This window comes from Streptomyces sp. NPDC045022 (assembly GCF_056432605.1).
Genome location: NZ_JBWKIR010000038.1, coordinates 1 through 20,137, shown reverse-complemented (window position 1 = coordinate 20,137; position 20,137 = coordinate 1). Strand labels below are relative to the sequence as shown.

Here is a 20,137-nt window from a genome sequence, read left to right as displayed (position 1 = left end):
CTCTGTTTCCTACGTTGGGCAACCGCGGGTATGACGTCGCCCATTATGCGTTGACGCTCGACTACATCCCGGAGACCAACAAGCTGGCTGGCACGGCGGTGATTACAGTCCGAGCCTCACAGCCCCTGAGCCGCTTCTCCCTCGACCTCACAGGTCTGATCGTGCGCGATGCGCGTATCGACGGAGCCGACGCCAAGGTAAGCAGCAAGAAGAACAAGATCACCCTTACACCCGCTCACCCCATTGGGGCCAACGCGATATTCCGGACCACCATCCATTACTCCGGCACCCCAAAGATGATCAGTGATGCGGACGAAAGCGTGGAGGGATGGATCGAAACCGACGACGGCGCGACGGCGCTCGGAGAACCCACTGGCTCGATGGCCTGGTTTCCGGGCAACCATCATCCGTCCGACAAAGCTCTGTATGACATAACCGTCACCGTCCCCAAGGGCTATACAGCAATCAGTAACGGTGAGCTGACCGGGACGCGGGATAAAGGACGGCGTACGACGTCACGTTGGCATATGGGTGAGCCAATGGCCAGCTACGTCGCAACCGTGGTTGTAGGCAGCTTCGACATATCCACAACGACTACTGCGCAAGGATTGCCTGTATATATCGCCATCGACCCCGACGAGGTCGAGGACTCTCGCGACATGACCGAGCAGATTCCAGAGATCATCGACTGGGCAAGCAGCCGATTCGGCCAATACCCCTTTGTTAGCGCCGGAGCGATCGTCGACCACCTACCCGACCTCGAGTATGCGTTAGAGACCCAGACCAAGCCGTACTTCGAGAAGGCCCCCGATGAAACGTTGGTCGTCCACGAACTTGCCCATCAATGGTTCGGGAACTCCGTCACCCCGCGCTCCTGGCAGGACATGTGGCTCAACGAAGGGTTCGCCACCTACGCCGAGTGGCTCTGGCGGGAAGACCAAGGCGATACGACCGCCGCTGAGATATTCGAGGCCTTCTACGACGGCACACATCCCGAAAGCGAGGGGATCTGGGACTTCCCACCAGCGCACCCACCAAGCGCCGAACAGGTGTCCGAATCTCCCGTCTACGGACGTGGAGCCATGGCTCTTCACCGTCTTCGCGAAACTGTCGGTGACAATATCTTCTTCACCATATTGAAGGCGTGGACCACACAACACCGACACGGCAACGCCCAAACCGCCCAGTTCGTCAATCTATGCAATAAAAAATCTGGCATGGATTTGACTGAACTGTTCGATACCTGGCTCTACAGCAAGGGAAAGCCCACCCGCATATAGCTGCTTTCGGTAAATAAAAATTTCACGGACCCCTTGGGTTGCCCTAGATTCCTCGGGTCCGTCAGTTCTCCATGCCTTCCCAGAGCGCTCTCGGAATTTTCGAGAAATCCCCTTGCTTGCGAGATTCAAGAATGATTGGATCAACCTGGTAATCGAGCCACCATGACCTATGGATTGCGGGAGTTCCCTTCCGTGTAATCCGAGGATGAAAGCGAGGAAATATGCGTTCTCCCAAAATGGCCGTTGTTGCCAGTTTCACCGGAGTGGCATTAGCGTCGGGCATGCTCGCAGCAACATCGGCGGAGGCGACGTCCATAACCCCAGCGGCGGCAACCAGCTCGGACTGTACATCGTGGAAGAGTCACTCCGGGCAGACCGGAAACGTCAAATGCTCTAGCCCCTCCGCCACCGCAACGCACCGCGCAGTCGTCACCTGCCTGAGCCGAAACGGCGGCGGCGTCAGGTGGACGATCAAGGGCCCCTGGAAATACCGCGGGCGGACCTCGTCTGCAACTTGCTCCGACAACCAGTCGGCCATGGTGTACTCCATCAGCCATGATCTCTCGCACCACGGCTGAGTAGGGTGGGGGACTGGCGCGGTGGCCTGTGCGGGCTCCATTTCCAGCCCCCGCCCTACTGGCGCCAGTCCGCCTCCAGATCATGGGAGTCGGCCTTGGTGAGCTGGGTCAGTCCGGTGCCATCGGCCCGTACGACGTAGAGGTGTTCGGGGTCCGCGTCGTCGGCACCGCCCCTCGTGAATACGAGGCGACTGCCGTCCGGTGACCACGAGGGGTTTTTGTCGTTGCGGCGAGCGGCGGTGATGCGGTGCAGGGCGGTGCCGTCGGGACGGACGAGGTAGAGGTGGGCGTATCCCGAGGAGTCGACGCGGCTGAAGGCGATCCGGCTGCCGTGTGACCAGTCGGGAGTCCAGTCGTGAGAAGCGGGCCCGGTGACCGCGGCCTGGGCCAGGGTCGACAGCCGGATCCGCATCACCCTGCTGTGGCCGCCTGCGTCCACGCGGTTGAACGCCAGGTACTTGCCGTCCGGGGACCATGTCGGATGGAGGTCGTCCGCCGCGGTGTGGGTGAGGCGGGTGGCGGGGGAGCCGTCGATGTCGGCCACGTAGAGTTCACGTTGCGTGCCGACCGGCTTGGCGTAGGCGATCCGCTTGCCGTCGGGGGACCACGCCGGGTCAGAGGCTCCCTTGGTTCCGGGGACGGCCTTCAAGCCGGCGCCCGAGGTCTTCATCGTCCAGATGCCGTCGATGGCACCACCTGACCCGTATCGGAGGAAGGCGATCCGTATGCCGTCCGGGGACCAGCTGGGCATGACGTCGCTGACGGCGGGGGTGTCGGTGAGTTTGACGGGCGTACCGCCACTGGCATTGATCGCGTAGAGGTCTTCGACGGGCGCTGTCGAGGTGTAGCGGGTGAAGACGATCGGGTGATCCCCCGCGGCTCCTGCCGCCCCCGCGGCTCCTGCGGCGCCGAGGGTCAGTGGTACGGCCACGGCGAGCGTCGTGACGGCCACCGCCGCCCGGCGGCGCCGCGTCGTACCGTTCCCGCGGCTGCTGTCCGTCCGTCCAGCCGTCTCCGCGCTGTGGCGGCAGTTGCCGGTGCAGTCTTGTCGGCGCCTCAAGGTGTCCACCCCGATCCCTCCCGGCGGCCTGTTGGAAGCCGCTCTGCGACAAACTCTCACCCGGTGGACGGGGAGGGAAGCGACGGCATCCGGCGGTACGAGACCCGTGACACGTTCCGTACGCCGTTGTCACATGCGAGGTGCTCTGCGACATCGTGCCCGCGGAGCGACGGGGCGCTGCCCTCGCGCGGCGACCGACAGCAGGAAGCAGGATGACGCTGACCATGCAGACTCCAGTCCGCCTCGCGGCAAGCATCGCGCTCACCACCGCCGCCATGCTGACGGCAGCCGCCCCCGCCTCCGCCGACGCCTCGATCATCCGAGGCCAGGTCCGCGGTCTCAGCACAGGCCCCACATCCCGTCACACTCACCTGGGACCACCACGGACTGCACCCGGTCACCCAAACCGAAAAAATCTTCAGGGAAGACGCCCCTCAAGATGAGATAGACGCTCGATTCTTCGCCATCATCACAGACCTGGTTGGCGCCCCTACCGCACTCGTCGATGAACACGGCGACATCGCATGGCAAATGCGGCGCACCCTATGGGGAACGACCGCATGGGCTACCGACAGTGCTGCTTACACCCCCCTGCGCTTCCCGGGACAGTACTTCGACCCCGAAACAGGCTTCCAGTACAACCATTTCCGACACTACGACCCGGAAACGGCTCGCTATCTCACGCTTGACCCGCTAGGTCTGGCCCCCGCCCCCAACCCGTCCTCCTACGTCCACAACCCGTATATGTGGGCTGACCCTTTGGGCCTTACCCCCTGCAAGTCCGCAGCCGACGAAGTCCCCGCGGAAGTCGACGAGCGCGGCCGCGAAGGACTGGCCCGCTACCTCGCCGAACTCGACCTGGACATCCTGTGCACGTCCTACCTGTGGGACGGCGCACCCGGAGCCTGGGACGGCATCGACGCCCACGACCTCGAAGCAGGCGCCGACGGCACCGTCGTCGCCTTCCCCCGTGCTCATCCGGGCAGGCCAGGCCCTGCCCGGAGACACGGGTTCCGCACCCCAGGCCGGGGGAGTGGCATGAGCTGCGCCCTGTGCGAGGGAGCATGCAACGGTGCGGATCTGGCCCCGCTGCTCAGCCCCGAACTCGCCTGGCTGTGGAAGGCGCTGGCAGCCGTGGCCGACCGGCGCGGAGACGAGTCCCTCACCAGCGGTCCCGCCGTGACAGTGACGGTGCCCGCAGAACCAGTACAGCGGGCCGCCGCGGCCGGTCTCATCGACGGACGGCCCCTGGAACCGGGCCAAAGCCGCCGCGTCAGCCTGGAACGACTGACCGCCGCCCTGGCCACCCGCGGCCCCCGCCTTACCCCCGGGGCCGTCGCAGCCCACGCCTGCAACCGACGGCTGGCGGCAAACGCCCGCCGCCGTACCCAACAGGCCGTCGCGGCCGACCGCATCCGCACCCAACTCGAAAGCGCGGCCGCCGATTTGCCTGCCCATGCCCGCGATCTCGTCGGCCCAGAAACCGTCTTCACCCGCCTGCGCACCCTGGGATGGGTCACCCGCCTGCTCAATGCGCCGGATCCCGCCGAACTGCTAAGCCAGGCGCTGCACGTTGCCGCGCGACTGCCTCCGCCGGGGCGGCGTATCGACCGCCGCCTCCTGATATCCGGCAACCCCCACGCACTTGATACGGGCGCACTGCCCGCACTCGTGCTGGCCCTGACCGGATCCTCCGGTATCTCCGTACGTTCGGGCTGGGCACGTCTGGGGGTGGACTGCGACGATCTGCTCGGTGGGCTCATCATCACCGGCGTCACGCCCCGGGGGTGGCGCATCCCGCCCGGTGCGACATTCACCCTGCCGCCCCGCGAGCTGGCCCATATCGACTGGGAGCCCCCCGAGACCACCGGCACGTGGGTCTTCGTTACCGAGAACCCCTCCGTGCTGGCCGCAGCCAGCACCCAGGCCTTGGCCCGGGACAACCTCGTGAAACCACGGGTGATCTGCACCGCCGGCACACCCTCCCAACGAGAATGCGAAGCGATTGGCGCTCTGGCGGACACCGGATGGAACATCGCCGTCCGCGCTGACTTCGACCAGGCCGGCCTGGCACACATGCGTGCCCTCCTGGCTGCAGCACCTTCCGCGGTTGCGTGGCGGATGGGCGCAGCCGACTACCTCGCGGCCGTCCCCGAGGGCACTGACGTCCTGCACCTGCAGGGCTCGGATGCCCCCTGGGACGACCACCTGGTACCCGTGATGCGCAAACACTCCGTGCCGGTCTACGAGGAGGATCTGCTTCCCGCACTGCTGGCCGACATCACGGCCGGTGCACCGGGCTCTTGTGTTCTGTGACGTCCGGTAGCTCCGAGAACTCGTCTCGGAGCGTGCCGCGCACAGCGCGGTGAACGGGCCGTCGCCCCCGGTGGTCCGCTTGGCGGGGATGTGGTGGCGGAAGAAGGCCTCCATCGTGGCGCGGGCTTTGAGTCGCTGGCCCGTCATCTGCACCGCCCGGGTACCCGCGGGCTGTTCGTGTCGGCGACGGGGACGGGCAAGACGCTGGTGTCGGTCCGGGTGGCGGACGAGCTCGGCGCGCGGCTGGTGCTGTTCGTGGTGCCCACGCTCGATCTGGCGGCGCAGACCGCGCTGGCCTGGCGCGGGGACGGTCACAGTGAGCATATGGTGATCGTGTCCTCGATGGACGCCGCCGGCCGGGCCGATCTGGTGGCGGCCCGTGTCATGTCGACCACCAGCCCGCACGCGCTGGGCGGGCTGATGTCGGTAGTGGGGGAGGGGCAGGACCAGATCCCGGCTTTGACGGTGATCTGCACTTACGCCGCGTTGAAGTGCGTCTACATGGCGATCATGTCGCTCGACCCCACCGGCAAGGGCCAGGCCCGCTGGACCATGCGCTGGAAGACCGCACTGAACGCCTTCGACATCACCTTCGACGGCCGACTCTCAGCAGCCCGTCAGTAACCAACTACCCCAGTTACACCGCTCGTTTGACAGACCCCACGCCGGCGTTCCTGTACGTCCGGGCGTCGATCAGGCAATCGTGCATGCCTTCGAGCGGATCATGTCCGGAAGTCCCGAGCGCACCAACGGCGGTTTCACCGTCACCGCCCTATGCATTGAGGCTGGTATTTCTCGTGCCACCTACTACCGCTCGCCTCTGGCCAAGACCCTCACCGGCCTTCTGCAGGCACCGGACACGCCTCGCTCGCGGGACGACACCCTGACCGCCGAGATCACCCGTCTCAAGCGAGCCGATCGTGCCCTGCGCTCCCAGCATGCGGCCGAGCAGCGGGAGATGCGCGCCACCATTGCCGCCTACGCCAATCGCATCCAGGCTCTCAGCCTGCGTAACGCCGAACTCGAAGCGGAAAGTGCCGCCCTACGCGAGCACCTCGGCCAGGCCGGTGGCTCGCTCACGTCGCTCCGGTGACAAACCGTCGTTGCATTGGCTGGCCTCAATCCGAGCTGGTTGGTGGGGCGAAGAGGTAGCGATCCATCATGAGTGCCGCCTCGGCAAGAATCTCCGTGTCCCCCATGGGATCGTCGCGGAAGGCGAGGTCGAGGAGGGTGCTTGCGACCTCGACAGCGAGCCGACCACGTCGGCGTGATTCGTCAGTGTCCGGCATCGCATAGCCGCGGACGAGGGCCCGGTGAACCCGGTCAGCGATCTCCCGATCGGCCTGCTGGGTGTCGGCTCGCAGTGACGCGATGCGCGGTCCGTGGTACCAGATCCGACGGTAGCCGGGCTCTTTGCGGAAGCGGTCCGCGTATGCGGTGATCAGCTTTTCCAACAGGTCCTGCGAGCGTTCAGGGAGCGGCTCAGCTGTGACGCGTTCGGCGATCTGCACATCCAGCTGAAGCCAACTGCGCACCAGCGAGGCGACGATCGCCTCTTTGTCGGCAAAGTACCGGTACAGCACGCCGACCGACACTCCGGCCTCGGCCGCGATCAGCTTGGTGCCCAGATCGTCGTAGGAGGTCGTCTCCAGCAGAGAAGCTGTCACCTCAAGGATGCGGGCGACCTTCTCTCGACTGCGCTGCTGCTGCGGCTCATGCATCTCGGCCATCGAACTCCTTGACACTCCTCCAAAACCTGAACCAGAGTCTAGTTCATGTTTTTATCAAGAGGCCTCAAGCACACGAAGCTCGGGCCGGATTTCCAGCGCGTCTGGGCCTCGGTGACCATCTCCAGCCTCGGCGACGGGATGCGCTTCGTCGCTTTGCCGCTGCTCGCGGCTCAGCTCACCTCCGATCCTCGCCAGGTCGCCTTCGTCTACGTGGCCGAACAACTGCCTCTGCTGCTGTTCGGCCTCCTCTCGGGCGCCATAGCGGACCGCTTCGACCGTCGCCGCATCCTGTGGGCCGTCGACGCTGTCCGAGCCGTGATCGTCGGAGTGCTCGCCGTCGCGATAGCAGCCGACGCGATGACAGTGCCTCTGCTGGCCGGCATCGGTTTCCTTCTCGGGCTTGGACAGACCCTCTACAACGGAGCCTGGTCAGGCATCGTGCCGACGCTGGTTGCCTCCCCGGAACTGACGCGCGCCAACGCCCGTCTGCAGTCCGGTTCCCTCATCACCGACACCCTCCTCGGCACCCCTCTGGGCGCGTTGCTCTTCGGCGTCTGCGCCACGCTTCCCTTCGCCGTCGATGCAGTGTCGTTCGCAGCTGCTGCCTTACTGGCCCTGACGCTGAGCGGCGACTTCCGTCCACGGCCGCAAACCACACCAAACCCTTGGAGGAGGTTGCTCGACGACACGACTCAGGGGGTGCGCTGGCTCTGGCAGCAGCCGATGCTCCGTCGCCTCTGCCTGACGTCTGGGATCACCAACTTCGTAGGCGGGGGTCTCATCGCAATTCTGGTGCTCTACGCCCGGCAGACCCTGGGCCTGACCAATCTCGGATTCGCCCTGTTAGTCGCCTCCTTCGCTATCGGAGGCGTAGCTGGGGCGATGGCGACCCCTCGCCTGAGCGCCCGCTACGGACCCCCTCGCGTTCTGCGGCTGACTGCTGCGATCACTGCAGGCACCGCAGTGGCTGCCGGCGCGGCCCCCTCGGGCCTCATCGCCGGCGCGTGCATCGCGGCGTACGGAGCGGCGAACCTGACATGGAATGTGACCGCAGTGTCCCTCCGCCAGGCACTCGTCCCTGCTCACTTACTGGGGCGCGTCGGCATGGCCTACCAGATGGTCATCGGCGGCGGAATCACGCTCGGCGCTGTTCTCGCGGGTCTTGAAGCCGACGCCTTCGGGCTTCGCGCCCCCTTCTACATCGGGGGCGCTCTGCTACTCGCCGCCAGCTTGATCAGCATGCGTCCCGCCAGCAACGAGATTCCAACACCACGTGGCTCAACGGGATCAAGGGTTCATACAGTCCGACGACGCACTGGAGATACACAAGCGACTGAGCCGGAGCGTGACCGATGAGCCGTATCGGGAGAGGTGTGCACCCTTGGCGGCCCAGTGCAGCGCAACGGGCCATCCATGCGAATACCACCAGGGGTGAATACGCCACCACGGTCCCCACCACCGCACGGGCCCGCTTCACCTGTTCATCGCGCAGCGCCTGCAGAGCCTGGACGACGTCCTTTGGTGCGTTGGCGAGGACCTGGCTGACGAAGTGCGCGATGGTGCGGGCGATCCCCGGCGCGGCAGCGGTGGGGGCGTGCGTGGCCCACTCCCTGATCGCCATCAGGTAGATGACGCCGAGCCGGGGTGTCCGGTTGTTGTCAGCTGCTGGTGGGGTAAGCGGTGAGGCCGGAGTCGCCGAGCCCGATGCCAGTTGATTCGTTGACGAGGAGGGGTGCGGCGCCGGGGCTTGGCAGGTCCTTGCCGGTGCGGGCGTCGAGGGCGATCGCACCGTTGGTGGTTTCGCCGTAGACGCGTCCGTGCCATGCCGTGGTGACCTTGGGGGCGATGCGGTCGGCTTGCTTGTCCGGCAAGTGCCACAGCACCTTGCCGTCGGTGGCGTCCAGGCCGTAGGCGACTCGCGAGCCCCCCATGCCGTAGGAGCAGACGAGCACGCTGAGGCCGTCATACGTGCAGTCGGTGTCCGAGTCGCCGAGGTCGTCCGGGAGAGTGTGCAGGGTGCGGCCGGTTTGAGCGTCGACGAGCCGATGGTAAGGGTCTGCGTTGTCGGGGTCTTCGCCGCGTACGTGGAGGAGGCGCGGGCCCACTGGTCCGACACCCACCCCGGTGCCGACCGGCCCCTGCCAGAGCCGTTTGCCGGTGGCCAGGTCGAACCCGGCGGGCCGCTGCCCATCGGCGTCCAGTAGCGCTCCCGCCACGGTCTGGCTGGTAACCGCGCTTGCCTCGAACTTGTCGACGCTCCAAAGCTGGCGTGGCCTGTTCAGGTCGATGCCGTAGGCGGCGGAGTAGTCGTCGTCGCTGGTGGAGACACGGATCACGGCCACGCCGTGATCCGCGCCGACCGCAGTGACCTGCCAAGCGCCCGCGCTGTCCCACTCGGGCGGACGGAGCGTGACCCGCCACAGAACCCTGCCGGTGTCCGCGTTGGTGGCGGTGACTTCGACGGCAACGTGGCTCGCCTGCGTCCCCGTACCGGTCAGTTTGACGACGAACGGGGTGATGACGATTCGAGCCCCCGTGGAGGTGGCGAGCAGGGGCGCAGACGCCTGACCGGGACTGGCCCACTCACTGTCTGATTCCGGTGTGCTGTGAGGGCTAATCGTGCCTGTGACCTTGCCGGACACGGTGTCCATGACCCGCATACGGCTGGCTGTCGTGATGAAAGCCGTCGTCTTGTACAGGGCGATGGGAAGCGGCGAGTTCAACGTGCCGCCCACGGTCAGACGGCCCTCGATGGCCTCCCCCGGCAACGGGACGGAGTGGCCGGTCGCAAACGTCGCCGGGGGATCGTGAACCGGACGCGATGCCGCCTTCGACTGAGCCGGCGCATGGGCCGTCACCGGCGTCCCGTGGCCGTCGCCACTGCTGCAACCCGCCAGCGCGCTGACGACAACAACCGCCGCGCCCGCTCGGAGCGCCGACCTCTGGATCGCTCGACTCCTGCCCACTGGTCCCCCGTACCTGACGATTCAGCAGTTTCTCGAGTGATCACCCTAAGGGCCGCTGCCTACAGCCCGAGCAACCGGGTGACCGCTTCAAGACACCCTCAGGCAAGGCTTGTTCGGTGCCCGGCAACCGTCCTCGCACTCATCGGGCGGCGCACCTGCGGTGATCTCCGCCAGTTTTGCGCCCGCCCGTACGCCTTCTACCGGCGCGCCATGATGGGTGGGCGGTCGTGGGCGCTGGCGAAGTTCGTGGGGCGCAGTCCAAGCCGTTGGAGCGGTGTCTTGTCGAGTCGTGGGGTTCGAGGCAAGGGTCCGCCCGCGGAGGGGAGTGTCGGGGCTGTGGCGTCGACCTCAGCTGTGTGCGGCCGTGCTGTTCACCAGGACGGAGCGGCACCTGACGCACAAGCCGGTGCCGTCGAAGCCGACGGCCCAGCGTCCGTCGGGACAGCCACTACCGTCCGGGCCTGGGCACTTGCAGTCGCTCTGTAACGCCTGCGCGGGGGTATGAACCTCGGGGCTATGGTCAGGGGAATCGAGAGGTGCAGTAAGAACCACCTGCTGCTCCTGCACGACGGGCCGTTGCCCGCGAGTCTGCTGTTGCGGTGGGCAGCCGAGCGCGGCTCGACGACGTCCCGGGGGCAGTCGAGCACGCGTACGCCGTCGCCGATTCTGAGCAGGCAACGCGGTTGTGGCGCAGGGTTGCTGAGATAGCGTCGGGCGGCACTGTCGCGGTGGTCGGCGCAGGGCTGACCGGCCTTGAAACCGCCTCGGAACTGGCCGAGAGTCACCCCGAGCTACGCGTCCGGCTGTTCACCGGTGCCGACGACGTGGGGTCCGGACTCGCGCGGCGCGCCCGCACCCACCTGCGGCGCGCTCTCGACCGGCTGGGCGTCTCGGTTCATCCGAAGACCCCTGTCGCGGTGGTGCGCCAGGACGGCCTGGACACCCGCGACGGCGCGTCGTTCGCCGCTGACGCCGTCGTGTGGACCACCGGTTTCCAGGCGCCGGAGCTGGCGCGCGAGGCAGGATTCGCGACGGATGAGGGCGGCCGGATGCTCGTCGACGCCACCCTGCGCTCGATCTCGCACCCTGAGGTGTACGCCATCGGCGACGCGGCTGCCGGGGTGTCGGTGGGCGGAGCGCCGAGCCGAATGTCCTGCCAGGCAGCCCTGCCCATGGGCCGGGGTGTGGCCGACGTCGTCGCAGCTCGGCTGACGGGCCGGGAACCCGGACCCGTTCGGATCGGTTACGCCTTCACCAACATCAGCCTTGGCCGGCGTGACGGTGTCGTCCAGTTCACCCACGCCGACGACCGCCCGCGCGGGCTCGTCCTGACAGGACGCGCCGCGGCGGCCTTCAAGGAGGCCGTCGTGCGCAGCACAGTACGGTCCGGGCCGCGTGGTGAGCCAGGCAGTGACGAGTCGGATGCCTGAGCACTCCGCCTACCGCAGGGACGGTGTTGTGACCTCACGAGGTCCGCTGAGGAACGCGTACCAACACCTGGGGACGTTCACCTGTATGCGACTGGGGAGCCAAGACCGTACGCCGACACCTCAGATCCGAAAACTGACACAGACAGCTCTGGAATTCTTGTCCAGAAGAGCGAGCGGTCGTCACAACTTGCCTAATCCGTGGGGACCTTCGCTTGCAACGGCTAAGGCGCCTGCCATGATCGCCGTCATGGACATACACATCGCACCAGCCGGGGTGGCCGACTTCCACCGGGTCCTGACTGATCACCCCCGTTACTGGGGCGAACGCGATCTCCGGTCGCTGCACCTTCTTGCACTGGTGCAGGAGTTCGGTTCCACCTGCTTGGTTGCCCGTGCCGAGGACGGAATCCGTGGGTACATCTTCGGGTTCGTCACCCCAGACGGCACCGGGTACGTGCATCTGATCGCCACGCGGGACGACGCCCGTGGCACCGGTCTCGGGCGTCGTCTGTATACGGCGTTCGCTGAAGCAGCAGAACTTCATGGTGCACGGCAGTTGAAGGCGATCACGTCAATCGAGAACACCGGCTCAATCGCCTTCCACCGCAGCCTCGGCTTCGATGCGAAGATCGTCGACGACTACAACGGCCCTGGCCTGGCTATGGCCGTCTTCCACCGAGATCTGCCGCTCAACGTCTCGTGGCCCTGACCAACCTTCCGTCGCTGGTAATCGCTCCCCAGTCAGGCCGCGAGTCCAGCGGTGGCCGGCCACCGAAGTTCGACCCAGAGGACTACAAGGCCCGGCACGCGGTCAAGTGCGGCACCAATCACCTCAAAAGATATCGAGCCGTGGCCACCAGGTACTACCAACTCGTGGTCCGCTACGAGGCTGCCGTCCTTGTTGTCGCCATCAATGAGTGGTTGTCGCGTACTGGTCCGACGACAACTCGAACACCCGTACTCGCCGACCGCAGGTGGGATTGACGGTCTCACGGACCGGATGCATCCCCAGTTTGGTCATGATCCGTTCGGAGGCGTCGTTGCCCACTTGAGTGATGCTGACGATCCGCTCCAGCCCTCGCTCTTCGAACCCGAACCGCACAGCGGCCGCAGCGGCCTCGGTGGCCAAGCCCTGCCCCCAGTGGGAACGTCCCAGCCGCCAGCCGACCTCAACCGCCGGCAGTACCTCCGGCAAGAAGTCGGGCACCGAAAGGCCGGTGAACCCGGCCAGCTCGCCAGTGGACCGGATCTCCACGGCGAACAGGCCGAAGCCCTGTGACTCCCACTCGCTCTCCCATGCCCGGACCCCGCAGCGAGTCTGCTGTTCGTCACGGACGCTGCCGTCACGGATCCACCGCATGACCTCGGGGTCGGCATTGACGGCAGCCATGGGCGCAACGTCTTCCTCGCGCCAGCGACGCAGGATCAAACGGGGAGTCTCAAGCGTGACCATCCAATCATTGTGGATCACAAATGAGCTCTCCACCATCCTCACCAGGCACTTTCGATACACCCCTAGCGCCGCAGGTCGGCGCTTCACGAGTAATCGTCAATTTCAAGGATCAGTTGAGGTGGCTCACGCGGCACTGGGCTCGGGTCGTTCGACTGCTGGGCTCCCGCTCCGGCGGCACGCCGGTCAGATGGTGACTCCCGCAGTCACGTCGAAACGACTCCCACGCAAACGTGATAGCCACAGAACCGCTGCTCTGCCGGCCCACGTCCCTCACGTCTCTCATCACCATGCATCCGCCTGACCAGCATGAATGGGCTCGACCTCTAGATAAGCCGCGCGCCGGAGGGGTTCGACGCCGCCACGCTCTACGCCTACACGTTGCTCCAGCCGGACACCGCCGCCCGCGTCCGCACGGCCTTCCCGATCCTGGGCAGCCCGGCCGGCCTCGCCGCCGAAGTGACGGTGTGCGCTCAGCTGCTGCAGACCGTGGCCCGCGGCCACAACCTGGTCCTCGAGGACCGACTCCGGGACTGGTTCGAGGAACTCCGCCGGCGCTGAGGGCAAGAGCCGGTCGAAGCTTCAATGGTGCTTGTTGGTGTCGTCCGGGTCGTGGTGCGAGGGCTGCCGGAGAGCGATGACATTCGCTTCCGGCCCTGGGTCGCTTCCCGCGTGACGGGCACCTGAGAGGAAAGTTCGGCCGCTGCTCCCGCCTGGCGGGACGTACCGCTGATCGGCCTTTTCTTGCAGGTCAAAGCCGTGTGGCCTGGCCTCCATGACAGTGGATACAGGGTCATACGGGCCGGTCAGATGTACCGCTACTACCTGCGCCAGACCGTTGTCGGCGACGGACGCCGCCCGGTCCGCACGCCGCTGCGCGAGGCCCAGGAGCAAGCCGGTGTCCCGGTCGGGCGATGGATCGGCCGCGGCCTGGCCGTGCTCGGACTGACGCCGGGCGAGGAGGTCACCGAGGCGCAGCTGCGGAACCTGTTCGGCGAGGGGGGCCGGCACCCGTACGCGGACCGGATCGAGGCCGACCGGCTCGCCAAGGGTGAGTCCCCGCAGAAGGCGTTCAAGGCCGGCGCTCTCGGTCGCCGGGTGACGGTCACGGGCGTCGACTTCGTCTTCCGTCCGCAGCCGACGATCTACCTGTTGTGGGCGCTGGGGGATGAGGAGATCCGGCGGGTGATCGAGGCGGAGCACGAGCGCGCGATCGAACGGGTGCTGGAGTGGATCGAGGATGAAGTGGCGGTGATTCGGTACGTGGAAGGACGGGATCTACCGGGCGCGGCCACCCGGCGGTCTGGTCGCCGCCCGCTTCCGCCACTACGAGGCGCGCTCCGGGAAGCCCTTGCTCCATGACCATCTGCTTCTGTCCGTGAAGGGGCAGCGTCTCGACGGGAAGTGGGGCTCGATCCACACCACGGCCCTGCACGAGAACACCGTGGCCGCCTCCGCGCTCTACAACGAGCTCGTGGCCGCTGAGGTCTGCGAGGCGCTGGGGCTGGCGACCGAGCCGCGCACCGTCACTTCGGGCCGCCGGCCGGTTATGGATATTGCCGGGGTGCCGCACGAGTTGATCCGCTGGACCGCCCGGCGCAGCGACCAGATCGCCGCCTGCCGGGCAGAGCTGGAGCACGAGTACGTCACCGCCGCCGACGACGACGGCGAGCCGAAGTTCCTGCCCGTGGTCTCCGAACGGGCCCGCGCCAAGCTGAACCAGATCGCCGCCCGCAAGACCCGCCCGCCGAAGCAGTCGGCCCGGCCGCTCGCCCAGCTGCGCGCGTGATGGAAGACCAGCGCGATCCTCACCTCGGGGGTGGCTGTCGACGTCATCAGCTCCCTCCTCGAGTACGCCCGTTCCGCAACTGCCGCGATCCGGAGCCGGGTCGCCGCCGTGGTCGACGTCGCCCTGGCGGCCGTCGACGTCACCGCGACGGTGTTCGTGATGAACGACGGCGGCCGCTTCCACCGTCGGCACCTGCTCGCCGAAGCCCGCCGCCACCTCGCCCTCGTCCTGCGCGGCCGCCGTCGCGAGCCGGGCCTGGACGACCGGATCGTGGCTGCCGCCATCTCCACGTACTGCCTGGACATCACCGAGCCGAAGACCGTGCGCGGCCTGGAGGCCGGCTACCGCCTCTACACAGCCCGGTGGGCACTGTCCGACCTCCCCGCCCGGCGCCGCCCAGCCACCCCCGGGCCCGACTCGGACCGGCAACCCCCGGCCGATCCCGGCGAGCCGGCTGCGCCCCGGCCCCCGGGCCAGGACGCGGGGGAGTGGGAGATACCCCGCATCCCGCTGCAGTACGAGCGCGCTGTCCTCGCCGGCGCGGTGGTGCGGGAGAAGCTGCGCACCACCACCGCCACCGCCGTGCGGGGCCGGGCGTACGACGTCGTCGCGCACCAGCAGGCAGCGATGCCCGAGCAGCTGCTCGCGCTCGCGGCCGTCGACTCCGAGCACGATGACCAGGAGCCGGAGGCCGGACGGCAGGAGGCGATCGACCTGACGGCGCTGCGGGCCTTGAGGGAGTCCCGCACGGATGTGGAAGCCCTCGATCTCGCTGCCGAGCGGCTGCGCCACCTCCGGGACGCGTTCACCAAGGCGGCCGACGACTCCCGGGCCCGCGCGCTCCGCTACGCCGAACGGGACGATGCCGACGGAGCGCACCCGGTGCGCCAGGACGACCAACGGGCGCACCATCCGCAGGAGCCGAACAATCGTTCCCGCTATTCAGGCAATCCTGAGCAGCTCCTCCCACGCTCTGTAGTGTTACGAGCATGTCTGAAGGGATCGCCTGGATAGGCGCACACAGCACCATCGACCGGTCCGCGACGCTGCCAGGGATGCTCGGCGGGATTTCCCTGACCGCTGCGCGGGGTGTGGAGGCGGACGAGTTCCTCATCAATCTGGGCGCGGATCTGGACGAACTCGCGGCACGGACTGCGTACCGGGACCTGACCGCTGCGGTGGGTGGTCCACCGCCTGGCGTCAATCCGGTCATGTACGGAGAGTGCGGTGAGTGGCTGTACGTGCTGGAGGACTGGGGGATGGCGACCTGGTCGACGGGCTTTCGAAAGGTGCCGTCGATGCGTCCCGGACCGGGCGACGAAGTCGTGTGCGTGACGATGAACTGGTGGAGTCCGCCGCAGGCGATCATTCATGCGCCGGGGGATGAGCGCGTGCTGCGTGCCGAGTTCGGCGAAGACACCGGAGAGGGCTCGGCGTTGGATGCTGCGTTGAACGCGGCGGGGGCAGTTCTCCCGGCCCTGCGGGTAGACGGAGGCGCCGGTCCGGGCCTTCCTGAGGCGGTGTTCACCGCCGTGGGCGCCTACTGCGGCATGTCCATCTCCCAGGAACTCGTCCAGGCCGGCGAACTGTGCGGCCTGTTCATCCCAATGGTTTGACGGCTGTATGACGGTGGCCCGCGCCCGTACCCACAGGCGCGGGCCAATCGCATGTGCTGGAGGTGTTACTTGGCGGTCAGCTTGCAGATGACCGGGGTGCCGCTGGCGTTGAGGCAGGTGTTGCCCGGCGTGATGCGGGTGTCGAGCCAGTAGGCGTCCTTGTCCATGAGGCGCATCTCGCTCATGAACTTGGCGAAGTGGGCGCCCATGGACTCCTGGTTGTGCATGCCGGAGATCGCGGACCGGCCGCAGACCTCCTTGAAGGTGGGATCGGTGCCGTTGATGCTGAACAGGTGCACGGCGCTCCCGTACTTCTTGGCGTAGGTGCCGATACAGGCGTCGCCGGTGGGGGTGGTGCTGCCGTCCTTGACGGCGGGGTTGAGGCCCCCCTCGGCCGTGGACATGCCGCCGCTGTTGTAGGTCGAGGCGAAGGCGAACTCGTCGCAGTTGAGTTCGTCGGCGGCGTCGACCAGGGCGCTGGCGTCACCGTTCTCCTTGGCCCAGCCGGTGGGGCACATACGGCCACGGCTGCGCGTGTTCTGCGCCTTGTCGCCCATGTAGTAGATGGGCTTGAGGGCGGAGAGGGAGCCGGGGTGCTTGGGCGTGTACGTCTGGATCAGCCAGGCGTGAGCTGCGGCCTGGGGGAACGCCTTGGCGTTGAAGGCGTAGGTGGGGGCGGAATTGACGAAGACGCATCCGGTGCCCGGTCCAGCGGTGGTGGTGTCACAGCGGATCTGGTCCAGGTCGGCGGTGGCTGCGTCGTAGCCCTTGGACCACTGGTAGCCGGTCATGAATGGGCGGATCTTGCCGTCGGACGGCAGGATGTTCGCGTCGATCTTCACGTCGGGTTTGTAGAGGTACTGCTGGCCGGCAGTGGAGGCGTCCCACGTGAACGGCGTGGACACGGACGTAGAGTGCATATCACCCGGTGTCCACCACGTCTTCTCGGTCCACGCGCCCGGGTCCGGCTCGACGGCCTTGCACGAGCCCTGACACAGGTGCTCGTTGAGCATCAGGTCGATCTCGGCGAAGTCCAGTGGGATTTGCTGAGCGGGTTCGATGGTGAGGTGCTCGGTGAAGCTGTTCTGTCCGTCGAGTTCGATCAGGCGAAGGAACGTGAAGTACGCGGTGGCGTCGGGAACGCCGTCGGTACGGATGATGACCGGCACGGCGCGGACGTCACACTCGGTCTTCCGGGTGGCGAGAATGCTCGGGAAGTCCGTGTTGCACCACGGAACGTTCTCCTGCGCGGCCGTCGCCTTCATGGACTTGGCAATCTTCTTCGGCGCCTCATCCTTGGACAGCGGCTTGCCGAAGCACACCTGACGGCCGTCGTCACGCACGGCGCTGCACTGCTCGCTCGCCTTGGGCGTCCTCGCGGCGAGGCTCGCGGAGGCGCCGAGCGGCTTGGTCTGCACCCCGGTGGGCTGCATGTCCGCCACGTCCGGGTCCGGGGCGGTGTAGTCGGGGGTGGGCAACGTCAGGTCGACAGGCATCTCCACGCGGAACGGTGCCCACGGGGACCAGGTGGTCTCGTACAGGCTGCCGTCGAAGGCGGAGGTGTGGAACACGTAGTTGGTGTTCAGGCTGAGCTTGCCCGCGGGGACATCGACGGTGACCAGGGACCCGGAAGCAACGTACGGGGAGACGATAACGCCGTACTCAGAGTCGTTGAGTTTGACCTTCGTCTTCGGCTTGCCTGCCGCGTCTGCCGTCCACACCTCGAACGTCAGCGTCGACTTATCGCCGTCGGCGTCGGTCACTGTGTTCTTGAGCTGAACCTTCTGCGAGATGACTCGCTGGAAACCGGCTGCGTCCTTGCGCTTGGACGGCGCTGCCGTCGGATTCTTGCCCGAGACTGGCCGCGACCCGGCAGCGGCGACCGACTTCACCTCGGGGCCGCTGGCAGGGCGGGTGGAGGGGGCCGCGTTCGGGTCAGGCTGGGATGAGCGGCCTAAGTCGGCCGCGCTCGCCGCGCCATTGCTGATGAGCATCAGCATCGCCACGCCTGCGGCTATGCGCGAGGCCATGCGTTTCCTTCTTGACTTACCTTGCAAGGCGTGTCCCTTCTGGCCCTGCCTTCGTGCTGCTGGCGGGGCTTGACGATGAATATGTCGCGCCTTGACCGTCCTATGACCTGTCGTGATCTTCCGACAAGACTTCACGATCGGGAGGTTCGTGTTTAACGGGAGCTAACAGACGTGAGCTGGGACACGGTTGAGACCGAGGGGTAACGATCCCATCACGCTCCGCTGGTGTGGCGTCATATAGGTGGCTGTGTGCCGTGGAGTTCTTGACCTCCTCACCACCGAGGCCCTCGACAGCCTGAACCTCATGCCCGTCCACGCAGCCCACGTCCTGCGCACCACCCTCACCGACGGCGACCTCGACCAGCTCCACCCGCACCGGCCCCCTCCAGGGAGCAGCATGGAGCGGCGGACGAACTCCCGTACTGGAAAGGACCGTTGGCCGCGCTGGCAACTCGCCCAGGCGTCACTGATCACCCATGCTGGGGCGGGGGGTCGGGAGGCGCCCGCGCAGGACACCCGCCGATGCCCTCCCGCCGTCAGTGGGTCGGCGCTCGCCTCGGCGACCAGGTCCAACTGCCTGCTCCACAGCCGCAGCGCCGCCTGCACCGTGCGGGACGCCTTCGCCAGGCGCGGCCGGGCGGCCAGCAAGTCCCGGTCGGTTGCCCGCTTCGCCACGCTGATCAGCTTCACCTGCATCAGCAGCGCGAACACGTCCAGCGCGTCGTCGATCGCGGCAGCTTCCAAGTGCCGCACCACCGAGGTCAGCAGCGCGGTGCGGCGCAGTTCCGGGGTGCGCTCCAGGATCGGCGCCTTCGACCCCAGCCCGACCCAGGCCAGCGTGGCCAGCCGGTTCGGCGGCAACAGGTCCACCTTCACCCGGCCCAGCCGCAGCGCGGAGATCTCCTCCACCCGCTCCATGGCCTTGGCCGTGCCGGTGCCGGTCGTCCTGGTCGGCGGCCGGGGCCGGGGGGGCTCCAACTCCGAGATCCGCTGCCCTTCGGGCACCTGCAGCAGCGCCACCAGATCCGCCGACAGCGAGCCGTCCGCCCGCCGGGTGGGCCGGGCCACCGTGGTGTACAGCCGCTTCTCCGCGACGGAGCGCACCATGGCGCCGTGCTTCGCGGGGTGGGTTCACCAGCAAACTCCACCTGACCGTGCGCTCCCTTCCCGCACCGCGCCACGTCGGACACCACGACTGCGTCGCACCGGGCTGCGCTGGTCCCTCCTCCTGCAGCCCGTGCCCAGGCCGCTCACCCCGGGTCGTGTTCCCCAGCCTGCCGAGAAGGCACCGGGGACAAGTCCTCCCGTCTAGTACAGGTCCGGCCCGGTCCTCCCCGGTCTCCGGCATGGGTTCAGCGGGCCAGGTGCAGTCGGGTGTGGAAGTAGCCCGCCGACTCCTTCCCCGCCGGGTCCTCGCCGAGGGTGGTCACGGTGGCCACCGCGCGCTGCTGAGAGCGTCAGCAACCTGCCTGCGGTCCCGCACACACTGATCCTCCATACCCGAGGGAGGGGCCAGTGGGCGTTAGGAAGATCCTCACGATCAAGCTGGAGATCGAGGTCGACGAGAAAGTGACCCGTTCCAGCGGCTCACGGACTGCGAAGGGCTCGGCCCGCGGCTCATGCCGTACTACAGCCCGATCCTGTACGTTTCCGGTGCCGCGGCCGTGGGCGCCCTCCTCCTGGAGAACAGGAACGCCCTGCGCAGTCTGCCGCTGCTCACCGTTCCGCTCGTTCCCCTCCTTGTCGCCGCTCAACGCGCCGAACACCGTCGGCTGAAGGCGCTCGCGGCAGTACGCTCCGGCTGGTGGAACCGCCGCCTGGCGGACACCGCAGGGCTCACGTGACACTGTCGACGATGACCACGGCGGCCCGGTCCGAGGGAGGATCTCCAT

The 20,137-nt window shown here is 67.1% G+C and carries 18 protein-coding genes and 3 pseudogenes; 15 read left to right on the top strand and 6 right to left on the bottom strand.

Annotation, left to right across the window (positions count from 1 at the left end):
* The first annotated feature begins 50 nt into the window (after positions 1-50).
* Positions 51-1,280, top strand: a complete 1,230-nt coding sequence (locus AC07C1_RS37060; protein WP_478946432.1) for a M1 family metallopeptidase — start codon at positions 51-53, stop codon at positions 1,278-1,280.
* Between the two features lie 633 nt (positions 1,281-1,913).
* Here AC07C1_RS37060 and AC07C1_RS37055 read toward each other — a convergent pair.
* Positions 1,914-2,918, bottom strand: coding sequence for a hypothetical protein (locus tag AC07C1_RS37055; protein ID WP_478946430.1), 1,005 nt, complete (start codon positions 2,916-2,918; stop codon positions 1,914-1,916).
* Positions 2,919-3,257: 339 nt separating this feature from the next.
* Here AC07C1_RS37055 and AC07C1_RS37050 point away from each other — a divergent pair.
* The 5 genes and pseudogenes from AC07C1_RS37050 to AC07C1_RS37030 all read left to right on the top strand — a co-directional run.
* A pseudogene (locus tag AC07C1_RS37050) lies at positions 3,258-3,695 on the top strand (RHS repeat-associated core domain-containing protein); the annotation flags it as partial.
* A gap of 261 nt (positions 3,696-3,956) precedes the next feature.
* Entirely contained in the window at positions 3,957-5,234 is a 1,278-nt protein-coding gene (locus tag AC07C1_RS37045; RefSeq protein WP_478946488.1) for a DUF2399 domain-containing protein, read from the top strand.
* A gap of 90 nt (positions 5,235-5,324) precedes the next feature.
* Positions 5,325-5,540: pseudogene (locus AC07C1_RS37040) on the top strand (DEAD/DEAH box helicase family protein); the annotation flags it as partial.
* Positions 5,541-5,714: 174 nt separating this feature from the next.
* Positions 5,715-5,858 (top strand): annotated as a pseudogene (locus tag AC07C1_RS37035) (IS256 family transposase); the annotation flags it as partial.
* A 79-nt stretch (positions 5,859-5,937) separates the two neighbouring features.
* Positions 5,938-6,327: a hypothetical protein gene (locus AC07C1_RS37030; RefSeq protein ID WP_478946428.1), complete on the top strand. Its 390-nt coding sequence runs from the start codon at positions 5,938-5,940 to the stop codon at positions 6,325-6,327.
* A gap of 25 nt (positions 6,328-6,352) precedes the next feature.
* Here AC07C1_RS37030 and AC07C1_RS37025 read toward each other — a convergent pair whose 3' ends face one another.
* On the bottom strand, positions 6,353-6,964 hold the full coding sequence (locus AC07C1_RS37025) for a TetR/AcrR family transcriptional regulator (protein WP_478946426.1): 612 nt from the start codon (positions 6,962-6,964) through the stop codon (positions 6,353-6,355).
* Between the two features lie 45 nt (positions 6,965-7,009).
* Here AC07C1_RS37025 and AC07C1_RS37020 point away from each other — a divergent pair, with 45 nt between their 5' ends.
* Positions 7,010-8,320: an MFS transporter gene (locus tag AC07C1_RS37020; RefSeq protein WP_478946424.1), complete on the top strand. Its 1,311-nt coding sequence runs from the start codon at positions 7,010-7,012 to the stop codon at positions 8,318-8,320.
* A 302-nt stretch (positions 8,321-8,622) separates the two neighbouring features.
* Here the strand turns inward: AC07C1_RS37020 and AC07C1_RS37015 are convergent, their stop codons facing one another.
* A complete protein-coding gene (locus tag AC07C1_RS37015; protein WP_478946422.1) occupies positions 8,623-9,822 on the bottom strand; it encodes an outer membrane protein assembly factor BamB family protein in 1,200 nt (399 codons plus the stop codon).
* 707 nt (positions 9,823-10,529) lie between these two features.
* Here AC07C1_RS37015 and AC07C1_RS37010 point away from each other — a divergent pair.
* Positions 10,530-11,360: an NAD(P)/FAD-dependent oxidoreductase gene (locus AC07C1_RS37010; RefSeq protein WP_478946420.1), complete on the top strand. Its 831-nt coding sequence runs from the start codon at positions 10,530-10,532 to the stop codon at positions 11,358-11,360.
* A 235-nt stretch (positions 11,361-11,595) separates the two neighbouring features.
* Entirely contained in the window at positions 11,596-12,069 is a 474-nt protein-coding gene (locus tag AC07C1_RS37005) for an N-acetyltransferase family protein (protein ID WP_478946418.1), read from the top strand.
* A 201-nt stretch (positions 12,070-12,270) separates the two neighbouring features.
* Here AC07C1_RS37005 and AC07C1_RS37000 read toward each other — a convergent pair whose 3' ends face one another.
* Positions 12,271-12,813, bottom strand: coding sequence for a GNAT family N-acetyltransferase (locus AC07C1_RS37000; RefSeq protein WP_478946416.1), 543 nt, complete (start codon positions 12,811-12,813; stop codon positions 12,271-12,273).
* A gap of 378 nt (positions 12,814-13,191) precedes the next feature.
* Here AC07C1_RS37000 and AC07C1_RS36995 point away from each other — a divergent pair, with 378 nt between their 5' ends.
* The 5 genes from AC07C1_RS36995 (at position 13,192) to AC07C1_RS36975 (ending at position 16,215) form a co-directional block, all read left to right on the top strand.
* Entirely contained in the window at positions 13,192-13,371 is a 180-nt protein-coding gene (locus tag AC07C1_RS36995; RefSeq protein WP_478946414.1) for a hypothetical protein, read from the top strand.
* A 249-nt stretch (positions 13,372-13,620) separates the two neighbouring features.
* Positions 13,621-14,172, top strand: coding sequence for a relaxase domain-containing protein (locus AC07C1_RS36990; RefSeq protein WP_478946412.1), 552 nt, complete (start codon positions 13,621-13,623; stop codon positions 14,170-14,172).
* Positions 14,087-14,599: a MobF family relaxase gene (mobF, locus tag AC07C1_RS36985; protein ID WP_478946485.1), complete on the top strand. Its 513-nt coding sequence runs from the start codon at positions 14,087-14,089 to the stop codon at positions 14,597-14,599. Before AC07C1_RS36990 ends, mobF begins: the two co-directional genes overlap by 86 nt.
* Before the next feature lie 30 nt (positions 14,600-14,629).
* Entirely contained in the window at positions 14,630-15,613 is a 984-nt protein-coding gene (locus AC07C1_RS36980) for a hypothetical protein (RefSeq protein WP_478946410.1), read from the top strand.
* Positions 15,589-16,215, top strand: a complete 627-nt coding sequence (locus AC07C1_RS36975; RefSeq protein WP_478946408.1) for a hypothetical protein — start codon at positions 15,589-15,591, stop codon at positions 16,213-16,215. Before AC07C1_RS36980 ends, AC07C1_RS36975 begins: the two co-directional genes overlap by 25 nt.
* 65 nt (positions 16,216-16,280) lie before the next feature.
* Here AC07C1_RS36975 and AC07C1_RS36970 read toward each other — a convergent pair whose 3' ends face one another.
* Complete coding sequence (locus AC07C1_RS36970; protein ID WP_478946406.1) at positions 16,281-18,245, bottom strand: hypothetical protein; 1,965 nt, start codon at positions 18,243-18,245, stop codon at positions 16,281-16,283.
* A gap of 162 nt (positions 18,246-18,407) precedes the next feature.
* The gene (locus AC07C1_RS36965; RefSeq protein ID WP_478946404.1) at positions 18,408-19,352 is read right to left on the bottom strand and encodes a hypothetical protein; all 945 of its coding nucleotides are present in this window, start codon (positions 19,350-19,352) and stop codon (positions 18,408-18,410) included.
* A 512-nt stretch (positions 19,353-19,864) separates the two neighbouring features.
* On the opposite strand from AC07C1_RS36965, the gene AC07C1_RS36960 reads away from it, so the two are divergent.
* Positions 19,865-20,089, top strand: coding sequence for a hypothetical protein (locus AC07C1_RS36960; protein ID WP_478946402.1), 225 nt, complete (start codon positions 19,865-19,867; stop codon positions 20,087-20,089).
* The last annotated feature ends 48 nt before the right edge of the window (positions 20,090-20,137 follow it).